Source organism: Streptomyces sp. NPDC097981 (assembly GCF_040302565.1).
In the GTDB taxonomy this organism is placed as follows: domain Bacteria; phylum Actinomycetota; class Actinomycetes; order Streptomycetales; family Streptomycetaceae; genus Streptomyces.
In genome coordinates, this window is the sequence record NZ_JBEORW010000088.1 from 1 (window position 1) to 14,627 (window position 14,627).

19 protein-coding genes and 2 pseudogenes are annotated in these 14,627 nt (G+C 70.5%); 11 read left to right on the forward strand and 10 right to left on the reverse strand.

Annotation, left to right across the window (positions count from 1 at the left end):
* Positions 1-39: 39 nt before the first annotated feature.
* Complete coding sequence (locus ABTY04_RS38565) at positions 40-1,374, reverse strand: Ig-like domain-containing protein (RefSeq protein WP_352218106.1); 1,335 nt, start codon at positions 1,372-1,374, stop codon at positions 40-42.
* 429 nt (positions 1,375-1,803) lie between these two features.
* On the opposite strand from ABTY04_RS38565, the gene ABTY04_RS38570 reads away from it, so the two are divergent.
* Positions 1,804-1,968: a hypothetical protein gene (locus ABTY04_RS38570; RefSeq protein WP_352218107.1), complete on the forward strand. Its 165-nt coding sequence runs from the start codon at positions 1,804-1,806 to the stop codon at positions 1,966-1,968.
* Between the two features lie 217 nt (positions 1,969-2,185).
* Here ABTY04_RS38570 and ABTY04_RS38575 read toward each other — a convergent pair whose 3' ends face one another.
* Positions 2,186-2,551, reverse strand: coding sequence for a DoxX family protein (locus ABTY04_RS38575; protein ID WP_352218108.1), 366 nt, complete (start codon positions 2,549-2,551; stop codon positions 2,186-2,188).
* 60 nt (positions 2,552-2,611) lie between these two features.
* Here ABTY04_RS38575 and ABTY04_RS38580 point away from each other — a divergent pair, with 60 nt between their 5' ends.
* On the forward strand, positions 2,612-3,493 hold the full coding sequence (locus ABTY04_RS38580) for a LysR family transcriptional regulator (RefSeq protein ID WP_352218109.1): 882 nt from the start codon (positions 2,612-2,614) through the stop codon (positions 3,491-3,493).
* Between the two features lie 412 nt (positions 3,494-3,905).
* Here ABTY04_RS38580 and ABTY04_RS38585 read toward each other — a convergent pair whose 3' ends face one another.
* Positions 3,906-4,631: a peptidylprolyl isomerase gene (locus ABTY04_RS38585; RefSeq protein WP_352218110.1), complete on the reverse strand. Its 726-nt coding sequence runs from the start codon at positions 4,629-4,631 to the stop codon at positions 3,906-3,908.
* A 789-nt stretch (positions 4,632-5,420) separates the two neighbouring features.
* Between ABTY04_RS38585 and ABTY04_RS38590 the strand changes: the two genes are divergently transcribed.
* On the forward strand, positions 5,421-6,020 hold the full coding sequence (locus tag ABTY04_RS38590; protein WP_352218111.1) for an alpha/beta fold hydrolase: 600 nt from the start codon (positions 5,421-5,423) through the stop codon (positions 6,018-6,020).
* Positions 6,017-6,244 (forward strand): hypothetical protein, encoded by a 228-nt coding sequence (locus tag ABTY04_RS38595; RefSeq protein WP_352218112.1) that lies wholly within the window; start codon positions 6,017-6,019, stop codon positions 6,242-6,244. The genes ABTY04_RS38590 and ABTY04_RS38595 overlap by 4 nt, the downstream gene beginning before the upstream one ends.
* A gap of 157 nt (positions 6,245-6,401) precedes the next feature.
* Here the strand turns inward: ABTY04_RS38595 and ABTY04_RS38600 are convergent, their stop codons facing one another.
* Together ABTY04_RS38600 and ABTY04_RS38605 are read right to left on the reverse strand one after the other, a co-directional pair.
* Positions 6,402-6,935, reverse strand: a complete 534-nt coding sequence (locus ABTY04_RS38600; protein WP_352218113.1) for a DoxX family protein — start codon at positions 6,933-6,935, stop codon at positions 6,402-6,404.
* Between the two features lie 58 nt (positions 6,936-6,993).
* Positions 6,994-7,227 (reverse strand): annotated as a pseudogene (locus ABTY04_RS38605) (dioxygenase); the annotation flags it as partial.
* 14 nt (positions 7,228-7,241) lie between these two features.
* Between ABTY04_RS38605 and ABTY04_RS38610 the strand changes: the two are divergent.
* Entirely contained in the window at positions 7,242-7,595 is a 354-nt protein-coding gene (locus ABTY04_RS38610) for a hypothetical protein (protein ID WP_352218114.1), read from the forward strand.
* Between the two features lie 125 nt (positions 7,596-7,720).
* Here ABTY04_RS38610 and ABTY04_RS38615 read toward each other — a convergent pair whose 3' ends face one another.
* On the reverse strand, positions 7,721-8,014 hold the full coding sequence (locus ABTY04_RS38615) for a MerR family transcriptional regulator (protein WP_352218115.1): 294 nt from the start codon (positions 8,012-8,014) through the stop codon (positions 7,721-7,723).
* Positions 8,015-8,155: 141 nt separating this feature from the next.
* A complete protein-coding gene (locus tag ABTY04_RS38620; protein ID WP_352218116.1) occupies positions 8,156-8,761 on the reverse strand; it encodes a TetR/AcrR family transcriptional regulator in 606 nt (201 codons plus the stop codon).
* A gap of 89 nt (positions 8,762-8,850) precedes the next feature.
* Here ABTY04_RS38620 and ABTY04_RS38625 point away from each other — a divergent pair, with 89 nt between their 5' ends.
* Together ABTY04_RS38625 and ABTY04_RS38630 are read left to right on the forward strand one after the other, a co-directional pair.
* Complete coding sequence (locus tag ABTY04_RS38625; protein WP_352218117.1) at positions 8,851-9,276, forward strand: nuclear transport factor 2 family protein; 426 nt, start codon at positions 8,851-8,853, stop codon at positions 9,274-9,276.
* The gene (locus tag ABTY04_RS38630) at positions 9,273-10,121 is read left to right on the forward strand and encodes an NmrA family NAD(P)-binding protein (protein WP_352218118.1); all 849 of its coding nucleotides are present in this window, start codon (positions 9,273-9,275) and stop codon (positions 10,119-10,121) included. The genes ABTY04_RS38625 and ABTY04_RS38630 overlap by 4 nt, the downstream gene beginning before the upstream one ends.
* 417 nt (positions 10,122-10,538) lie before the next feature.
* On the opposite strand, the gene ABTY04_RS38635 is transcribed toward ABTY04_RS38630, so the two are convergent.
* Positions 10,539-10,925: a MerR family transcriptional regulator gene (locus ABTY04_RS38635; protein ID WP_352218124.1), complete on the reverse strand. Its 387-nt coding sequence runs from the start codon at positions 10,923-10,925 to the stop codon at positions 10,539-10,541.
* Between the two features lie 132 nt (positions 10,926-11,057).
* Between ABTY04_RS38635 and ABTY04_RS38640 the strand changes: the two genes are divergently transcribed.
* The 4 genes from ABTY04_RS38640 (at position 11,058) to ABTY04_RS38655 (ending at position 13,566) form a co-directional block, all read left to right on the forward strand.
* Positions 11,058-11,723, forward strand: coding sequence for a class II aldolase/adducin family protein (locus ABTY04_RS38640; protein WP_352218119.1), 666 nt, complete (start codon positions 11,058-11,060; stop codon positions 11,721-11,723).
* On the forward strand, positions 11,720-12,160 hold the full coding sequence (locus ABTY04_RS38645; RefSeq protein ID WP_352218120.1) for a carboxymuconolactone decarboxylase family protein: 441 nt from the start codon (positions 11,720-11,722) through the stop codon (positions 12,158-12,160). The genes ABTY04_RS38640 and ABTY04_RS38645 overlap by 4 nt, the downstream gene beginning before the upstream one ends.
* Positions 12,161-12,693: 533 nt before the next feature.
* Positions 12,694-12,993, forward strand: a complete 300-nt coding sequence (locus ABTY04_RS38650) for a DUF6342 family protein (protein ID WP_352218121.1) — start codon at positions 12,694-12,696, stop codon at positions 12,991-12,993.
* 147 nt (positions 12,994-13,140) lie between these two features.
* On the forward strand, positions 13,141-13,566 hold the full coding sequence (locus tag ABTY04_RS38655) for a hypothetical protein (RefSeq protein ID WP_352218122.1): 426 nt from the start codon (positions 13,141-13,143) through the stop codon (positions 13,564-13,566).
* Between the two features lie 405 nt (positions 13,567-13,971).
* Here the strand turns inward: ABTY04_RS38655 and ABTY04_RS38660 are convergent.
* Positions 13,972-14,136 (reverse strand): annotated as a pseudogene (locus tag ABTY04_RS38660) (NADPH-dependent FMN reductase); the annotation flags it as partial.
* A gap of 211 nt (positions 14,137-14,347) precedes the next feature.
* On the reverse strand, positions 14,348-14,627 hold a 280-nt coding region (locus tag ABTY04_RS38665; RefSeq protein ID WP_352218123.1), incomplete at its 5' end, for an integrase core domain-containing protein.

Here is a 14,627-nt window from a genome sequence, read left to right on the forward strand (position 1 = left end):
ACGGCCGCCTCTCCGCCGAACGAGTGTGAGCCAACCAGATCAACGAGAAACCTCTACGCCAACCGAGTGGTGAACACCGCTTTCGTGATACTCCCTGCAGCCGCGGGTGCTGCTGGCGTCGTCTTCCAGGGGCCGGTGGTCTTTTCTGCACTTCTTGACGGTCTGGATGAGGGTCTCGGGGGTGCCGCAGTTGGACTGGTAGCTGGAGTCGCCGGAGTAGGTCGCGGTGATGACGTGCGTGCCGGCGGTCAGGTGCGGGAGGGGCAGCTGTGCAGTGCTGCAGTTGCCGGTGCCGGGGGTCAGTGGGGCGGTGCCCGCGGCGGTGCCGTCGACGGCGTAGGTGATGGTGCCCGTCGGTCGGGGCGCGCCGGGGCCGCCGGTGGCCGGGCACACGACGTCCGTGACGGAGACCGACTGCCTCGGCTTGGAGGGGTTCGGGGAGGAGGTGAGGTGAGTGGTGACGGTGCCGGGCGTGGTGGGCAGGGTGTAGGTGATGATCACCTGGCCGTTGCCGGTGTTCGCGCCGGTGGTGAAGGTGCTGCCGACCGGGCCGGCGCTGGAGCCGCCGCCTCCGCCGCCCGCGCCAGAGAACTCCGTGTTGGTGATGCCGCCGCCTCCGCCGCCACCACCGCCGAAGACACCGCCGCCGCCGCCACCGCCGGCGGTGATCCCGCTGCCCGGGCTGTCACTTTGACCGGAGCCGCCGGGACCGCCGGAGCCGAACACGCCGGGGGCGCCGTTCCCGCCGGTGTTGTCGGCGCCGGTCCCTGCGGTCCCGCCCGTGCCCGGGGTGGTGGGGGTCGCGCCGCCGCCGCCACCGCCACCGGTGGTGTTGGGCCCGCCGGTCCCGTTGGTTCCGTTCGCCCCGGACTGGCCGCCTGCACCCCCCGCTCCGCCGGCCAGCTCGGCGGTGGCGCCGCCGCCACCACCGCCGGCCGCGGTCACCACGCGGGAGAGCAGGTCGAAGGCGCCGGAGCGGACGTCCGAGGCGCCCCCACCGCCGCCGCCGTAGACGAAGTCCGACGACCCGCCGGTGGCCCCGCCGTTGAAGCCACCGCCGCCGGGAGCACCTTCCGTCCCGACACCGCCTACGCCACCGACGTTGACCTGCAACGTCTGGCCGGGCGTGACGGCCACGGTGGCGACGACCTCGCCGCCGGCCCCGCCTACCCCGCCGGGATTGGTGTCGCCGGCGGCCGCGCCGCCGGACGCGCCGCGGGCATCCACGGACACCTGCGTCACCCCGGCGGGCACGGTGAACGTGTCCGCCGCCCCGGTGTAGGCGAACGTACAGGCCACCTGGTTGCCGGTCTGTACACAGGAGCCCGCGGCGGTGGCGGGGCCGGCCAGGAACGGGACGAGGGCCAGGGACATCCCCGCCGCCAGACTTCCCGCCGTCAACGCGCGAAGGCGCGGACGGGCATGGCGTCTGATGGCAGAGCCGAATGGAGCGATCACGAGCGGTTTCTCCTCACAGCTGCCGTACCATCAGCGGCCAGCGTGTCTTCAAAATGAAGCGCCACCGCCAGCGGGGCCGCGGCTCGACGATTCCATGCAGGACCGCGGAGCCTCTGTCGGCCCCGCCGGACCCATCGTCACCACCGGCCCAGAGCAGCCTTCCGCACCACGCCGCCGGGCAACCCGGACAGCCCAGAGACCCGCCAGCGAGACCGGGTCCTCATGGGCTGGGGCCTGTCACCGGTTCTGCTCGGGGTCGGCCGGCCTGCGGGGTACGGCGGAGGGGCGGGTGGGCGGGGTGGTCCGGCACGGGGTGGCGTACGCCCAGCCGTGCCAGTCCTGCGGATGCGCGCGGCACGAGTGGGCGGTGTGGTCCCGGTGTCCTGGTGCACCGAGCACGGCGACAAGGCGAACCCGGTGATGGCCGGGCACCCTGGCGGCGGACTCCACTGCGCCGCGCTTGCCCAGGGGCGCCGCCGCGCCGAGACGGAGGCTGGAGCAGCCCGCTGACCGCGACCGGCCGGACCGTCACAGGGCGCTACCCTGGCCCGCCTCCTTCTCGTGGGGGCGGCCTGCCGGGGGCGTGGGGACCGGCTGTTTCCGTCACCAGGAGGCGTCACACGGTGAGGCCTCCTGAACGGGAGCGGCGGCGCCAGGCCCGCGTCCGACAACGCTGACCTGGCGCAGCGAAGGTTGAGTGTTCATCGAACATTGAGTGGTGCCGCCTTCAGGAGGACACGGCCAAGGCCAGCGAGGCGACGGCGGTGGCTAGGTAGAAACCGGGAAACGCGAGGTTGTGGAGCACGCGGGCGCGCAGATGGTAGGCGAGCGCGCCCAGGTAGAGCAGGACGAGACCGCAGGCCGCGGCGGCGCCGAGGGGGCGCAGTGCGGTGTCGAAGAGGCCCAGGACGAGGCCCGCCGCACCAGCCAGTTTGAGGGCGGCCAGCCAGGGCAGCCAGGATCGGGGGACACCCACCTCCGCTGAGTTGGCCAGCACGAAGCGCGCCCCGGCGAGGTCGGCGGCGGCGATACCTGCGTTGACAGCGGCGGTGAGCAGGGTGACGACGAGGAGCGCGAGCTGGGTACCGGTCATGCCTTCAGGGTCCGCGGGCACTTCGACGCCGTCCAATACCTGCTTCTATAACCTGGTGGCATGGACGTGGACATGCGCCTGCTTCGGCACTTCGCCGCAGTGGCGGAGGAGGGCAGCCTGACCGGGGCAGCGGAGAGGCTGTTCGTCTCGCAGCCTGCGCTGACAAAGCAGATCCGGCGCCTGGAGGACGATCTCGGGGTACGGCTCTTCGCGCGTTCGCGATCGGGTATGGCGCTGACCGAAGCTGGTCGTGAGCTCGCCTCGCGGGTGCCCGCACTGCTGGACGGCTGGGACGAGGCGGTGCATGCAACCGGCCGAGCGGCGCGGGTGCTGCGCCTGGGATTCCTGGACGCCGGCGCAGTGGGTGGCGTCCCCGAGGTCATCGCCGAGTTCCGCCGGGCGCATGCGGAGTGGCGGGTGGAACTGCGGCAGTTCGGCTGGTCGGACCCGAGCGCCGGCCTGGCCCGGGGCGAGGTGGCTGCGGCAGTGGTGCGTTTGCCATTTCCGGGGCAGGAGAGGTTCACGGTGCGGGAGTTGTTCGTTGAGGAGCGCGGGGTGCTGCTGCCGGCTCGGCATCCGCTGGCAAACAGCGAGACGGTGGAATTCCGGGAGTTGTGGGACGAACCGTTCGTCGCGGCCGGAGCCGGGACCGGAGCCTGGAGGGAGCACTGGCTGGCGGCGGAGGAGCGGAACGGGCACCCCGTCCGGGTCGGCGCCGTCACCAGCCTTCCCGACGAGTGGCTCGGAGCGGTGGCCGGCGGCTGCGTAGCGCTGGCCCCGGCGTCGGCGGCCCGTTTCTACTCCCACCCGGACGTGGTGTTCCGTCCAGTGCGCGGGGTCTCACCGAGCCGGGTGGGGCTGGCCCGGCCTCGGGGGCGGACGCACGAGGCGGTGCTGGATGAGCTGCTGGAGGCCATCGCGCGTCGGCGGACCGGGAGTTGACGACGGGGCCGACAGACCGCCGGCGCGCTGCCCGGCCAGGTCGGCACTGCTCCCGGCGGCGGCCGCGTTGAACGGCTCGCCCGGCACGAGGACACCCGCGGCAACCGCCTCGGGCGGGGGCGGCCCTCCAACAGGGCTTGGAGGGCGGCGCCTCCGGCGTCGATTGCCTCTCAGTGTGCCTTCGCTGTGCGCCAGGCCTTTGTCCTGCACGTCGTGCCGCAGTACCGCCGACTCTTGCGCGCTCCGTCGGGAAGGGGCGTTCCGCACTGCCCACAACGCGGGGTCTTCCTGCTCACCACGTCCTCAGGGTGCCCCCTCCCGCCCGCTCGGGACCATCACCCCCGGCGAGTCGCTTGGCGAGCCGGCACGGCGACCGCTCGCCGAAGGCGCTTTGGCGCGGGCCCGCGGTGCGTCAATGCCGGCAGGACGGCCGGACGCGGAGCAGCTCGGTCCGCAGTACGGGTGTGCCATCGACTGGTGCCGGGTTCTCCGCGGTCGGCTCGATGCCTCCGGCGGCGGTTTTGTCGAGTGTTGCCAGGCCGTCGGGGCCGACCGTGCCGAACACCGTGTAGTTCGGTCGCAGTGCGGAGTCGCCGTAGACGACGAAGAACTGTGAGCCGTTCGTGTCCGGACCGGCGTTGGCCATCGCCAGCAGGCCGCGCCCGTACAGGCGGCGCGCGCCGGTCGGATCGGTCGGTGCGGGTGGCAAATCCACCGGCAGCTCGTCCTTGTACTTGTACCCGGGCCCGCCCTCACCGGTACCGGTCGGGTCGCCGCACTGCAGGACCTTCAGCGTCGGATACGCCGTCAGACGGTGGCACACCGTGCGGTCGTAGAACCCATGCCGTGCCAGGTGCAGGAAACTCTGGACCGTGCACGGCGCCTTGGCCTGGTCCAAACGCAGCGGGAGCGGGCCCTGGCTGGTCGCAACAGCCATGTCAACCGTGCCACGGCTGGGGGTGCGCCGCGGGTCGGGCGGCAGCGGAACAGGACGCGCGGGCGGCTCGTCCGGGGTCTGTGTGTACTGGCAAGGGCCGTGCGTGGTGCGCGGCGGAACGCCGTCGGAAGCGGTGGCGGCACTTCCCCCGGACACGACTAACGTCACGGCCGCGAATGCGCTGATCAGTGCTCGGTTCATCTTGCGCGCCCTCCTGATGATCGCCAGGTTTTGGAGCGGTCGCAGTCTAGGGCGTGGTTTGGTCGGCGGGAATGGTTAACGACAGGAGGCCGGCGCGGCCGACCCCGAAATCCTTGCCCTGCAGCGGACTCGACGGCTGGCCGGGGCGGCGGTGCGCCGGCTGACGGCGCCCGGGCACGCCCCGCTTACGGTGCCGGAGGACGGTGCGGGTGGCCGGGCGGTTCCCCGCGGCCTCGGGTTGGCAGTACGTGACGCTCGCGTGGCCGGCTGCTCTGCGCCTACGGGTTCATGGTGCGGTCCAGTGCGGCGCGGAGGACGTCCCCGGTGTGGCGACGGCGGGGTGCTCCGGGCGCGCTGGGCGAGGACGTCCGGGGTGCGGGAGGTGGCTGGCGGCGGGTCCGAGGCCCCACCGGTCCGTCCATGCCTGGAGGGATTGTAGGTGGGGTTGGTTCAGTAGATCCTGCGGATCACCGGGGGCCACAGGGCTTCGAGTAGGGCGACCACGGGCCGGCCGGTGAGCCCGGTCCAGGTGTGCGGGGCCCCGCCCCCCGAGCCTCTGGCCGGCGGTCGGGGCGTGGTCCGGTTCTCGCGCCGCAGGCCGCCGTTCTCGTGGAACCACTCGACGGTGTCGGCGTCGAGGACTGCGCGCGGCCGGGTGCGTGCAGGTCTGTGCTTCTTCTTCAGGTCTCGATGAACTTCGCCGGGTCTTGGGGCTTTTGGATCGCGTCGTAGTGCACGTCCCGGTTGTCCTCGAAAGCCTGTTGCTCCAGGTACCGCTGGAGCAGGTCGATGGTCACGGCCAGGAGCGTGGACCGGCCGATCCTGGTGGGCTGGTCCTACGGCGCCATGCTCGCCGTGCACTGGGCCGCCGGGAACCCGGACCGCGTCGAGGGGGTGGTCTCCGTGGACGGCGCCATGCCGCACGAGTGGCTCGACGACGCCCCCTGCGAACAGATCCGCAAGCTGTTCCGCAAGATGAGCCCGCTGTTCCCGATCGCCCGCCCGCTCGGCCTGGCCGCGCGCATGAGCGCCGCGCAGCACGCCGAGATCAACATCGAGATCAACGAGCTCTGCACGCCCGCCGTCCTCAACCCGGTCTTCGACCGTCTGACCGTGCCGGCCCGGTACGCGCCCGCGTCACCGCCGGTGGCGGTCACCGGCGCCAGGCCGTCGGCGCGGGGCGGCGCTGCGGCTCGGCCCGGCTCGGCGCGCTGCCTGGCCAGGTCGGCCCGTTCGGCTCGTACGGCGCTGTGGCGAGCGATCCTGGAGACATGGAGATCGAGGTCCTGGTGGTGCCGGACTGTCCCAAGCGGCGGCTCGCCGAGGAGCGGCTGCGGCAGGCGTTGGCCGACATCGGTCTGGGCACCGCGGGTTTCACCACGCGGGTGATCGGCGACCATGCCGGGGCCGAGCGGTCCGGCTTCACCGGCTCCCCTTCGATCCTCATCGACGGCCGCGACCCGTTCGCCGAGCCCGGCACCGTCCCGTCGCTCGCCTGCCGGGTCTATCCCACCGCCACGGGTCGGGCCGGGGTCCCTGGCTTCGACCAGCTCCGGCAAGCCCTCCAGGAAGCCGCAGGCACCGCGGCCTGGCCGACCGGGCACCTTCGGTAGCGTCACAGAGCAGGCGTCACATGGTGGCGCCTGCTGAACGCGAGCACCTGCGTCATGCCCTCGTCCTGCACCGCGGCGAGCAAAGGCGGCTGTCCGACCTCTTCCGGATGCCGGACGGGGTGTCGGCGGCGCATCCGCCAGCGGTGGTTGGTCCGTATCAGTGGCGGATGAGTACGACCACGGCGGCCAGGACGGTGGCGAGCGCCAGGGCCGCGACCCCGTACACCAGCCGGTGCTGACGCAGCACGGGGATGTAGTGGTCGACCGCGTAGCGGCCGGGTCCGGCGAGGGCGATGGAGGCCGCCGCGACGGCGAGCAGCACCTCGAACTCGATGCCCTCCGGGCCGAGGATGGCGCCCGTCCACTTGACGTCCATGGCGTTGATCACGACGCCGAAGATCCCGGCCGCGGCCAGCGGGGTGACCAGCCCGAGGATCACCCCCACACCGCCCAGGGTCTCGGTCAGGCCCGCGATCACCGCCATGGCCTCGCTCGCCGGGTAGCCGGCCTTGGCGAAGTACCCGCCGGTGACCTTGATGCCGCCGCCGCCGAACCATCCGAACAGCTTCTGCGTTCCGGAGATGAACATGATCAGCCCGACCCCGGGGCGGAGGACCAGGAGGCCGACGTTGTACGCAGTGGTGGTGCCGGTCGAGGCGCGGCGGGCGGGGGCGAGGTCACTGGTGCTCATGGTGTTCTTCCTGTGGGGGGAGAGGGGCGGGAGTGGGGCCGTCGGGGCGGGCCGGTGGTCAGCCGAACCGGAGGGAGCGTTTGGCCAGGCCCATCCGGAAGCCGTCCACAGGGGTGTGGTCGCCGAGGTCACCGGCAGGGTCCGCAGCGCCCAGCGTGACGAAAAGCGGGGCGAAATGCTCGGTACGCGGATGTGCGCGTCGACCGGAAGGGAACGCGTGCTCGAAGTCGAGCACGGCGTCCACGTCACCGGCGGCCGGCGCCCCGCGGCCGCAGGCGTCGAACTCGGCGGACGGGGGTCTCACCCATGCACCCATCGGTGCTGTCCGCTGTCCGGATCGCCGCCGGCCTCGCCCTCGTGGCGTGGATGATCTCCGGCTTCACCCGCCTGCCCGGCCGCTGGCTGCGCTGGAAGACGTTCTGCCGCGCCACCTTCACGATCGTCTCGCTCACCGGCACCAAGGACGGGCGCAGCGAACCGGTGAACGTCTGCGACCACCTCTCGCCCGGCTCCTTCAGCCTCGGCCCGCCACAGCTCCAGGCGATCCTCGACTACCTCACCGGCAGCGGACGGTACGACCGGACCGACGGACACGGCCGCATTCTGTCCGTGCGCGGCGAGCAGCCGGTGGAGGTGAGGGGCAGCCGTGTGGTTCTTTGACGCCCTCGCCTCCGGCTTCCAGCGCCCCATCGACCCCGGACGACTCCAGCCATGCCAAGTCGCCCTGCCTGGGGGCGCTCACCCCGAGACGACCGGCCTCCCGGAGGAGCGTGACCGCGCGTTCGTCAGGGGCAGGGGCGGCCCGTCCGGAAGGTGGTGGTGGCCGCGGCGATGACGGTGTCCAGTCTGTCCCGGGTGCCGGTCAGGGTGCCGATCTGGGTGTCGATACGGTCCCGCTCCGCCGAGAGCCGCATCAGCAGTTCCGGTGTCACCTCGCCGGTCACGACGCACGGCAGCAGTTCCACGATCGACCTGCTCGGCAGTCCTGCCGCGTACAGCTGCTGGATCAGCAGGACGCGGTCGATCGCATCGTCCGCGTAGTGCCGCTGGGTGTTGCGGCCCTGGACGCGCCCGAGCACCTGGTCGAAATCGAAGGACCTGCGGCGGCGGTACGCGGCGCCGCAACGCGAAGCTCAGAATCAGCACGGCAACCGCCGCGCAGGCCACCGCACCCGGCCCGGTCGACATGTACCGCCTCCTTCGTCTCGCTCGTCCCGTGATCAGTCCTCAGCCGCCCGTCCCTGTACGGGACTGCCGAGAATCCTGGCGGTGAAGCTCGCCAAGCGTCTGCGCATCTCGCCGCGGGGCATGCCCTTCTCGCCGGCCAGGTACTCGACGAGATCGGCCCGGGTGGCAGCGAGCAGCGCATGTGCGGCGAAGTCGCTGTCGGTCAGGCCGGGGATCTGCTCCAGCAGGTTGCGGAGCAGGGTGTGCCATCGCTCGTAGTGATCCGTCCGATAGGGACTGTCTGATCCGGTGCCTTCCAGGGCCAGGGCGAGGTGGCGGTTGTCGAGCTTGAAGCACAGGACGGCGTCGAGCAGGGCCGGTACACGCTGAAGCGGCGGGGTGGCGGGCCCGAGCGGTGGCGGGCCCTCTTCGACGGCGTTCCTGACCGGTTCGAGTCGAGCTTCGTGCAGCGCGCGGATCAGCCCGGTGCGGTCGCCGAAGGCACGGAAGAGCGTGCCCTTGCCGACGCCGGCAGCGGCCGCGATGTCGGCCATGGTCACGTCCTCGGGGCTTCGGCATTGAGCGAAGAGGGTGTCGGCGGCCGCAAGGGCGGCTGCCCGGTTACGGGCCGCGTCCTTGCGTGGCTTTCGCTCGGGCATGCGGTTTCCTCCATTTGCGATCCGGACCGGCGGTCCGTATCTTCATCAAAGCGGACCGCTGGTCCGCATCATATGGGAGGGAGAGCCTCATGACCGAAAACTCACCGACGGATCTGTACCGCCACAGCCTGCGGCTCCTGCTGGACAAGGACATTCCCGCCTGGGTCGGCCTGTGGGCCGAGGGCGGAGTCATGGAGTTCCCATTCGCTCCCCCGGGGTGGCCCGGGAGGCTGGAAGGCCGGGAGGCCATCGCCGCCTACATGCGCGACTATCCCGACCACATCGACCTGCACGACTTCCCGGACCTGAAGATCCACCAGACCACCGATCCCGCAACCATCGTGGTCGAGATGCGCGGCGTGGGCCGCCTGGTCGAGACAGCACGCCCCTTCGACATGACCTACATCGCGGTTGTGACGGTCAAGGACGGACGCTTCACCTCCTACCGCGACTACTGGAACCCCCTCGCCGTGAACGAAACCGGCGTGGACATCACCAAGGGTGGTCTCCGATGACCGCCACCGGCGCCATCCTGGTCATCGGCGCCACCGGCACCACCGGCAGCCGCACCACCGCCCAGCTGGTCGCGGACGGCCACCGCGTCAAAGCCGCCAGCCGCCGCGGCACCCCGCTCCCGGGCGCGGAACCGGTCCGCTTCGATTGGTACGACCCCGCCACCTTCGCCGACGTCCTCAGGGGAGCCGACCGCCTCTACCTCATCCCACCCCTGGGAGACCCGGACCCGGCCGCGGTCATGCTGCCCTTCCTCCACCAGGCCCGCGCCGCCGGCGTACACCGCGCGGTACTCCTCAGCTCCTCGGCCATCCCCGAGGGCGGCCCGGCCGTGGGGGCCGTGTACCAGGCCCTGCCCGGCCTGTTCGACCAGTGGGCGGTACTGCGGCCGTCCTGGTTCATGCAGAACTTCACCGGCACGCACGCCCACGCCGACAGCATCCGCGCGCATGGCATCATCCGGACCGCGGCCGGCAACGGCCGGGTCGGGTTCGTGGATGCCGACGACATCGCCGCCGTCGCCGCCCGTGCCCTGACCGACGACCAGGCACCCAATGCCGGCCTGGTCCTGACCGGACCAGAATCACTCAGCCACGACGACATCGCCGACATCCTCACCCAGGTCAGCGGCCGCCCCGTGGCTCACCGCCACCTGACATACGAACAGATGCGGGACCGCCTCGCGGCAGAGATGCCGCTGGAGTTCGCCGAGATGCTGGCCGGCATGGACCGCGCCATCGCCGAGGGAGCCGAGGACCGTACGACCGATACCGTCAAGCGCCTCACCGGCCGCCCGCCGCGCCGATTCCGGACGGTCGCCGAACGGGAACTGGCACGAGACAGATGACGTGCACCCGCGCGGGTGCATGTGGTGGCCTCCCGCCGCTACGTGCGCAGCGGGCGGTGGATCCGGGAGCTCGTGCGCTGCCGGACCTGGTCCCGCTGCGGGAACCGCCTGCGGGCTGGGCCCGGCCCCGTCCGCGCCCTGGCACCGCCTCTTCCGCCTCGCAGTGCAGCTCTGTCACTGCTGTGCCGGCCGACGCGATGGACACCGAGCCCGCTTCGGGCAGCGAGGAGTGAGATCAGATGGCTATCGCTGAACGCAGGGGGACGTCTGCTCAGGGAGCGGGAGGACCACTTCATGCGCCTGCCGGGCGCCCAGGTGGTCTCCACTCGGGCGCTGCTCACGGCGCGGGAGAACATCCGGGCCGCCCCGGCCGCCCGCGTGAGGGCCTCGCCGACCGCTTGGCGCAGCCCCCACAGTTCACGGCGCCGGATCCGCCGTCTGCCAGGCGGCCATCTGCTCCCGGAACTTCGGGCACCTGACGATGTCTTCCTCGCTGCACTTGAGGGCATGGGTCAGCAGCTGATGGGCGTGGTCGAGATCGGCCATGCGCTGCTCGATCTCGCTGATCTTGGCCCGGATCACCGCCTCTCTACGCGGCTGTTCCCGCTGGAACTCGCTGATCTCTACCAGCGTCAGTCCGGCCTGCTGGCACTTGCGTAGCACCGTGATCCGCTCGGCTGCCTCCGGCGGATAGCGCCGCTGCCCGCTCTCCCGCTCGGGCGCGGGCAGCAGGCCGTGGCGCTCCCAGTACCGGATGGCCGAAGCGGGCACTCCCGTGATCTCGGCGAGCCGGCCGATCGTCATGCGCACGTTCCGGTACTCCTGCTCTTCGCCGGTCCTGGCATTTGACTTAAACCTTAGTTCAAGTTGGAGAGTGGTTGGCACGTGGGCAGCGGCGAACGAGCGGCCGCTGACAGCACACTTGGAGACACCGCCATGAGCGACACACACGTACGCAAAGAACGGGCCGACCACCTGGTCGAGGCCGCGGAGAAGCTCTTCGCGGCCGGGGTGATGTCCCACTCCGGGCACGCCAACCTGAGCGCCAGGCTCGACGGTGAGCGCCTTCTGCTGACACCGGGGTTCGTCCGTGGCCTGCGCCCCGAACAGCTGGCCACCGTCGCTTTCGACGGGCAAGTCCTCGAAGGCGAGCTGCAGTCCGTCAGCGCCGAGATCATCGCCATGCACAGCGCCGTGTACAAGGCCCGCCCCCACGTGGGCGCGATCATCCACACCCACTCGCCCTCCGCGACCGCCTTCGCCGTGGCCCACCGGCCGCTGCCCTGCCGCACCGAGCCGATGCTGCGCTTCGGACAGGCCGAGGACGTCCCCGTCGTTCCCTGGGGCCCCCGCGGATCGGACGTGTCCGTGCGCGGTATCACCGACGTCCTCGAACGGCGCCCAACGACGGCCGCGGTCCTGCTTGCCAACCACGGCCTCTTGGTGTTCGGCCCGGATCCGGCAGCCACCGCCCACCTCGTGGTGGCGATCGAGGAGAGCGCCGAAGCCGAGATCGCCGCCGCGGCGATCGGCGGGGCAGTGGACTTCCCCCCGGGCGCCCAGGAGGCCGTGCGCGCCGCGATCGCACGCGTCACGTCATGACCGGCGAAACCCTCGCCTCCCGCACGGAGGCCATACGTGACCGCTACCGCTCCACCCTCGCAACCGTACCCGGCGGGGTACAGGAGCGGCTGCGCCTGGCGCAGGAGTTCGGCCGCCTGCAGACCGAAGAGGCGATCGCGGCACTGCGCCACATCGTCCTGACCGACAACCCTCTGGGAGCGCGAGTGCAGCAGCTCGTCCACTTCGGGCAGCTGCTGGCCCTCGGCCGGGCACACCCCGCCCGGATCCACGCCCAGGGCGCACTTCACGCCGGAGCCGGCATCGCCGACCTCATCGGCGTCGCCGAGACCGCCCTCATCACCGCCGGCGTGCCGGCGTACGCACTCGGCACCGAGATCATCGCCGAACTCCTGCCGCACACAGACAGCGGCGAAGAACCATCATCCGATCGCGTGGTCGCCCCGGTCCCACTCTGAGAGGGCGGTACGTGACTTGATTGGCTCTCAGAGTGCTCGTACTGGCCGGGGGTGGAAGTCTGCGAAGGAGTTCGTCTGACGGAAGGGAATTCTCCGGCATCAGCGGCGGTCCGGTGTCGGAGCCGACCACCGCCCCTTTACGGCCGATAGGTCCGAGTCATGCGCATCGACCATCACGGCGCTCTGGCCCGACTTGGCCTTGGCCTTGACGCAGGCGCACTCGACCGGAGCGGCTGGTTTGCCGTCACGGAGCGGGCGAGCAGGCACTTTCCCCCTCACTCCCGGTACACAATTATTCAGACATCTGAAGATGTTTTTGGCCTTCTACGGATATCTAGGCTGTTTGCCCATCATCACGTGAACGGGCCGTGTAGGTTCTCGATCTGGTTCGGGAGGCGTTGCGACGCGCCCGGGCTGGAAGGTTCTTTCGCTGGGGGAGCGGGGCGCGTCCTTGCCGGACTGCAGACATGGAACGACGTGGCTGGAGACCCGTGAGAGGAGCAGCGGCCCGCCTGAACTGGAGGGGAAGCCACATGCCCGATATCGATCTTGGACTCGCGTCGGACTGGGACGAGGGCGACACCCACGGCCGCATCAAGTTGCGGCAGAACCAGATCTATCCGAACTCGCCCAAGAAGGACGTGCTCATCAGCTCGCCGGTGAGCATCGAGCTGTCAGTGAACACGAACTACTCCACCTCGCAGGAGGCGGACAAGATCTACTTCACGACCCACCACGGCTCCACGAAGAAAGTCATCGCGGTACTCGACTCCGACGGCAACCTGCACATCGCCGGCCGCCTGATCACGGAGCAGAAGGACTTGTCGTACTAGAAGGGCACGGCAGCCCACTCCCTCGGACGATCAGCGTGGGCCAGTTTCAGAGGGGCTTCAACAGCATCCAGCCGTTCAAGCCCGGCTGACGAACCAATGGGGGCGGTGGCAGAGTCTGCCACCGCCCCCACCTTTACGATCCTGCGCATGATGGATCCCGAGCTACTGGAATGGATCACCGCGCGCCCCGCGGAACTGGACGAACTCGAAGAACATCTGGCCCAGCAGCTGGCGGAGGTGCGGGCCGATCGGGACGAACTTGCTGTCGCCGAAAGGGTCCTTGAGCACGTGAGCGGGCAGCTCGCCGAACAACGCGCTTCGGCCGCGCCGGTGCCCGGGCAGGTGGGCGGCCGGGCGGTGATGCTGATCCCGCACCGCACGACGGATGTGGAGGAGTTCGCCGCTGTGCGGCAGGCGGCCGGGCCGGTCATGGCCCGGCAGGTCGGTGAGATGCTGGGAGTGGACGTCAGTGTGCGGGCCAAGCTGGAACCACTGCGCGGGAGACTGGTCAGACTCGTCGCCCGCGGCCGGCTCCGGAAACTCCCCGACGGCAGGTTCACCACTCGCCTGTGATCAAAGAGGCGGGTGGCCGGAGCCGTAGAGCGGGCGTAACCGGGGCGTGCTCGGGGGCCGTTGGAACGGTGTGCCGAAATCCAAAGAACGCGCCGAGGACACCTGCTCGCTTGTCTGCCGGTGCCGTCTGCCGCTGTCCACGCATACCGTCAACCACCTCGCCTACCTGCTGCGACGCCGCCTGAACGCCGACGGGGCCATCCACAAGTCGTACGGCGACGACGCGATACTGATCCCGCAAGCGGGCAGGATCCTCGGCATGACAGACCGGCAGATCCAGGACGTGATCGGCACCCTGCCCCCGGCCCGGACGGTACGGATCCAACAGGCCTACCTGCTCGCTTTCTTCGACCAGCACCTGCGGCACCGCAGAGGGCACCTCCTCCACGGCCCGAGCCCGGCCTTGTACAGGTGGTCCAGGGCGTTCTTCAGCACGCCGGGAATGCTGTGGTTGTACTCGGGGGTGACGATGACGAATCCGTCGTACGCGGGAATGGTCTCGGCCCAGCGCCGGGTGTGCTCGTTCTGGTACTGACCGCGTGAGGGCGGCAGTGCCTCGTGGAGGTGGGGGCGCGCAGACCGAGCAGCTCGAGTCGGCGTCGTTCCGGTGCGACGGCTGGCTGATGACCGCCGTGGCTTGCATAGCCGGCCGGGACCCTCCCGCGTCTCAGGGGGATTCGTCAGTACGTGAGGCCCACTTGTCCTGTCTCATCGAGCACGTCATCTGGATGCTCCCTGACCTGAGCTTGTTCCGCTTTGACGGACACCGTTGGTGTGGTGGTCAGGCTGCGAGGGTGGTCTCGTATTCAGCGGGACTGCGGTAGCCGAGGCTGCTGTGCAGCCTGCGTATGTTGTACCAGCCCTCGATCCACTCGAATATCGCGGTGTGGGCGGCGGCCCGGCTGGGCCAGGGGTGGGTGTCGCCCAGTTCGTTCTTCAGGGTGGAGAGGAAGGATTCCGCGAGGGCGTTGTCCCAGCACTGACCGGTGCGGCCGACCGACAATAGGATTCCGAACTGATCGGCCAACACCGCGAGTTCACGACTGGTGTATTGGCGGCCG